At 55.7% G+C, this 4,357-nt stretch carries 5 protein-coding genes and 1 pseudogene; 4 read left to right on the top strand and 2 right to left on the bottom strand.

Features of this window, described 5'->3' with window-relative positions; all coding sequences use genetic code 11:
• Window positions 1–215 precede the first annotated feature (215 nt).
• Both CAPSK01_RS20040 and CAPSK01_RS20035 read right to left on the bottom strand, forming a co-directional pair.
• On the bottom strand, window positions 216–566 hold the full coding sequence (locus tag CAPSK01_RS20040; protein ID WP_034931013.1) for a hypothetical protein: 351 nt from the start codon (window positions 564–566) through the stop codon (window positions 216–218).
• Window positions 567–833: 267 nt separating this feature from the next.
• Window positions 834–1,169 (bottom strand): annotated as a pseudogene (locus tag CAPSK01_RS20035) (transposase); the annotation flags it as partial.
• Between the two features lie 361 nt (window positions 1,170–1,530).
• Between CAPSK01_RS20035 and CAPSK01_RS20030 the strand changes: the two are divergent.
• From CAPSK01_RS20030 to CAPSK01_RS20020, 4 genes are all read left to right on the top strand, one after another.
• The gene (locus CAPSK01_RS20030) at window positions 1,531–1,971 is read left to right on the top strand and encodes an acyl-CoA thioesterase (RefSeq protein ID WP_034931010.1); all 441 of its coding nucleotides are present in this window, start codon (window positions 1,531–1,533) and stop codon (window positions 1,969–1,971) included.
• Window positions 1,972–2,140: 169 nt separating this feature from the next.
• A complete protein-coding gene (locus CAPSK01_RS24180; RefSeq protein WP_273704176.1) occupies window positions 2,141–3,025 on the top strand; it encodes a hypothetical protein in 885 nt (294 codons plus the stop codon).
• Between the two features lie 131 nt (window positions 3,026–3,156).
• Window positions 3,157–3,921 carry an enoyl-CoA hydratase-related protein gene (locus CAPSK01_RS20025; RefSeq protein WP_034931005.1) on the top strand — a complete coding sequence of 255 codons (765 nt, stop codon included), beginning with the start codon at window positions 3,157–3,159 and terminating at the stop codon, window positions 3,919–3,921.
• A 129-nt stretch (window positions 3,922–4,050) separates the two neighbouring features.
• A complete protein-coding gene (locus tag CAPSK01_RS20020; protein WP_034931002.1) occupies window positions 4,051–4,311 on the top strand; it encodes a hypothetical protein in 261 nt (86 codons plus the stop codon).
• The last annotated feature ends 46 nt before the right edge of the window (window positions 4,312–4,357 follow it).

Below are 4,357 nucleotides of genomic sequence, written 5' to 3'. Positions count from 1 at the left end.
CCGCCGGCAAGCGGAGCTTGCCGGTTCCCCGTCGCCTGCGGCGCCGGGCGGCCCCTCAAGCTGAACGTTAGACCTCACTACGACGATCATTGCGTGCGTAGCAGATGGAAACCAGCAACGAGCACATGATCATCGGAATCGGGAAGCTACTGGCAGCGCTCACGCTTGCTGCATCGCTCGGTGGGTGCGACGAAGCCTCAACGACGCCTCGCGTGTCACGGACTGTAGGAGACGTGGACGGCTTTGACCTGATCCTTGACGACTCCGCCGTCCCAGTCGCATTCGGCCAGTTCAGCATCGGATATGCCAAGAAATCGAACTACGCCTACTTCACCTACCGCGGTCAACTGTATGTCTCCGTCGGCGGCGGAAGTGTTCTGATTCGACCGTTGACCAACTCCCCCGCCAAGTACGTGGTGCGCGAGACAGTCCTTGAGGGAAAGGAGCGTGGTGAGACCACTCGGTCTCTTCTTCAGATCGTAGACAAAGAGTCTGGTGCAGAGCTCGCTCAGCGTGGCTTGGTCGCGCGCCAAGTAGAAGGTGGCACGGGATGGACTGGTGATCACGCAGCTAAGTTCGTTCGAACTGTGCTTGCCTCAAGTGCCCTACCAGCGCGCCCTTGGGGCCGCGAGGACTACCCTGACGCAGCCAGCGATCTGGATCTTCAACTCACCTCACCGGCACAGCCTTATCCGTCTTCGAGCGCCGTCGGTCCTTGCTCTCTAGAAACCCGCATCGAACGCACATCACATGGGCAGCTTCTGGTTACGCCATCGTTCCAATTTTGGCCAAACGCACCGATTAAATTCGTGGCCTGTGATTCGGGCTCCAGGCTTGCGTCCCGAGACATTCTTGACGTGGCGTGCGTTGACCAGCAACACGGTGAAGCTGCGCGATTCCAGCAGTACAAACAAAGGTATCCAGTAAACACCGGTGGATTCCATCGCCACCGTGTCTACGCCACACGTCGTCAGCCAATCGGCCAGCGCATTGAGATCGACCGTGAAGCTCGGAAACTCCCTGACGGGCTGATCGTCCCGGTCTGGTGGCACGGCCACAAAATGGAATGCGCGGCCAATGTCGATGCCGCCGGCATTAGGATGGGTGATGGTCAGAGCGGCTCGGGACTTGCCCGGTTTGAGAGGGGTACTTCGATTGCGTTGCGCCATGGTTTGCTCCATCATTCAGGTTGGAATGTGGTGCCGCATCGGGTACGTCGTCTTGCTCACTCTCTTAAACGGGATATCCGCCCGACGGCTGCCAACCGCCAAGCAGGTTCACCAATGTCGATGACGTCACCCATGACCACGCTAACCCGCGGGCAATATGCACCATTGCTACATCGGTCTTCCGCGGCACCGCATTCCACATTGCCACAAACCACCCGGCAAGTGTTTCTTCGGCGCGATTTGCGGCACCGGGCCGATTACTTCGCTAACCCCTCCATCGAGCGGGCGGTTTCCGGCGTGCTTCGCACGCCTCCAACCGCCGCTCATGTCGAACGTTAGGCATCAGAATTCCCATCCGCCCATGAACACGCTATTGACATACAGAGGCACCGTCTATCCGTGGCACTGCGACCAAGTTGGTCACATGAATGTAATGTGGTATGTGGGCAAGTTCGACGAGGCCACGTGGCAGCTCTTCAATGCAATCGGCCTGACGCCCTCGTACTTGCGGACGAACGAGCGCGGCATGGCCGCGGTGGACCAACACATCACTTACGTGAAGGAACTTCACGCTGGCGCGGTGGTATCAATCAATAGCTCCGTGAAGGAGGTGCATCACAAGCGCATCACCTTCGTCCACGAAATGCGTAACGACGAGACAGGTGAAGTAGCCGCCCGGACAACCTTGGTTGCGGTCCACATGGACACAGCCGCACGGAAGTCCTGCGCTTTCCCCACTTCCGTCCTCGAGGCCGCACAAGCACTCATTGCGGAAGCGCCTCCATTGCCGCCCGTAGGCTGATGCCTAACTTGGCGTTCAACCGGACGCGCAACGGTGTGGCACCCTGGCCGTACAGCCGCCTTGGTTCATCATCAGCCGCACGGCCAGGGTGCCACACCGCGCTGCGCGCCGGTTAACTCTACGTTAGCCGTACCAGTTTCCACACGTTGCCGAGCTTTCGGAGAAATACATGCGCTACTTCATGGTATTGGTTTTTGGCCTTCTACTAGGATCTCCGCACGTACATGCATGCCGAAATTCCGGCTCGTGGAACAGATTGTTCTTTGAGGCTATTCCCAATCCACAGCCAGATGCCGATTTGATTGCAATAATTTCCGTCTCGGACAAACAAGAACCGAGAGGCGGCGCAACGGTAATGGCTACAGCAACGATCATTCAGGTTCTAAAGACATCTGACGCTAGGGTTAAACAAGGTGAGAAACTTTCTATGCAACTGGAGAATTCAAGCTGTGGCCCCGATCCCTTAATTGGCAGCAAAGGAACGATCATTGCCAAAGTAGCTACTGATAGCAAAGGCCGTCTTGTGTTGCACCCGTACATGCACAGAAAGCATGACGGACGTATTGTGCCGCCAGCCATGTTACCCGATGGCTTCAACCTGAGCCCACGATCTCTCAGCGTTGGAGAGGGGATTCCCGAGAACTTTGCGGTCATATTGATAGGGGTTACCGGAGCAGAATCAGTTGACTTCTTAGATTTTGATCATTCTGCACAGCCTTCAATGAGTGCCTCGTTCATGGATGCTAGGTTTCCCGCGCCGTCAAACACCATTATTGCAATTGGCATTCCAGTCGGAATCAAACAGCTAAGCATTCACCAGATAACAAGCGGCCGTCGGCGATCGGGATTTCGCCCAAATGATACGGTCGGCGTAAATACGCCAAAATTGGACGTTGATCGGCCGGGCCTTTATTACGTCGCGACACTGGATACCGATAATCCAGGCCGTTTTCAGATAGCCCCTATTCCTGAGCAACTTATACAGTTCCGTGCTACCTATGTAGACATGGCGCAGAACTTAGCGCCAATTAACTTCAAATGGCCGGCGCAATAATGGCTAACCCTGCGATCGACCTCGCCCCCTTCGGTCGCTGGACGCTGCGCGATAAAGCCGCGCAGCGCCGATCATCTCCACGTTATACGGCAAGACCGAATCTTTGACGACCTATCGATGGAGAAGCGCTTATGAGTTCGTTGAATGTTGAACAGTGTGACGGCGTTGGTCATATCACGTTGAATCGGATTGGCGCACTGAATGCACTAAGCCGTGAGTTTTGCCATGAGATAGATGTCGCTCTGCACGCCTTGGACAATACTGAGAGTGTTCGCGCAATCCTAATTTCCTCCGCACTCAAACATTTCTGTGCCGGCGCGGACATCCGGGAAATGGCGCAAATAACCGCTGAAGAGGCAATGGCAGAACGGTTCACGGGCTGCGTTTCAAGTTTGTCGGACATTTCAAAGCCAGTAGTTGTCGCTGTCAGAGGTTTGGCCGCTGGCGGTGGCTGCGAGTTGGTCGAGATGTGCGATATTGTTGTCGCGGCACTCACCGCGAAGTTTTGTCACCCTGAAATCACCCTAGCGGCAATGCCCGGGGCAGGAGGAACGCAACGGCTGTCCCGAGTTGTTGGAAAACATGTTGCAATGGACCTACTTTTGACTGGCCGAGCCCTCAGCGCCGAAGAAGCTCTCGCTGCTGGATTGGTTTCCAGAATCGTGCCAGATGACCAACTGGAAGATGTGGCATTGGCAGTCGCAAAGCTGGTGGCGTCATTTTCCGGCCCCGTTACTCGCCGCATCAAGGCGTCGGTCAACGAGACGCAAGTCAATCTGGCGGCCGGACTAGTTGCCGAGCGTGATCGTTTTCACAATTGTTTCAACGAATATGATTTCCGCGAAGGTGTAAGCGCATTTATTGAAAAAAGGAGCGCGCACTTCCTTCATCGGTAGAGATTGGATCACGTCAGTAAGCTATTTCACTTTCATGGTATTGGTGCAAATGCCGCATAACCCTGCGTTCGAGGCGGCCTGCGCGAAAAACCGCGCAGGCTGCTCACTTATTCGTTAGGCTTGACACCAATGGCAGCGGAGAAATGGCAACTGTTCAAGCTTTTCCCGACCTGTGTCGAAGCTGATCGAATCGCTACGTTCCTTCAGTCGTCCGGCGTACCTGCCTACGTCGACAACGGAGCACTCGGAGTCGGGCTCGAAGGTGAGTTCAAGGTTTTTGTGGCCATCGAACTCGCTCACCGCGCGCGATGGCTCACTTCACTTCCCGAGATTCCTGATGCAGAGCTTGATTTTCTGGCCACCCGGCGGCTTCCGAGTCCCGATGAGTAAAGTTCCTGGCCAGCCAGGCCTAACGAATAAGGTTCAGATCGCGCGC

The sequence above is a fragment of the Candidatus Accumulibacter vicinus genome, from assembly GCF_000584955.1.
Classification (GTDB): Bacteria; Pseudomonadota; Gammaproteobacteria; order Burkholderiales; family Rhodocyclaceae; genus Accumulibacter; species Accumulibacter vicinus.
The sequence above is the reverse complement of the archived record's forward strand: the minus strand, read 5'-3'. Positions and strand labels throughout refer to the sequence as shown.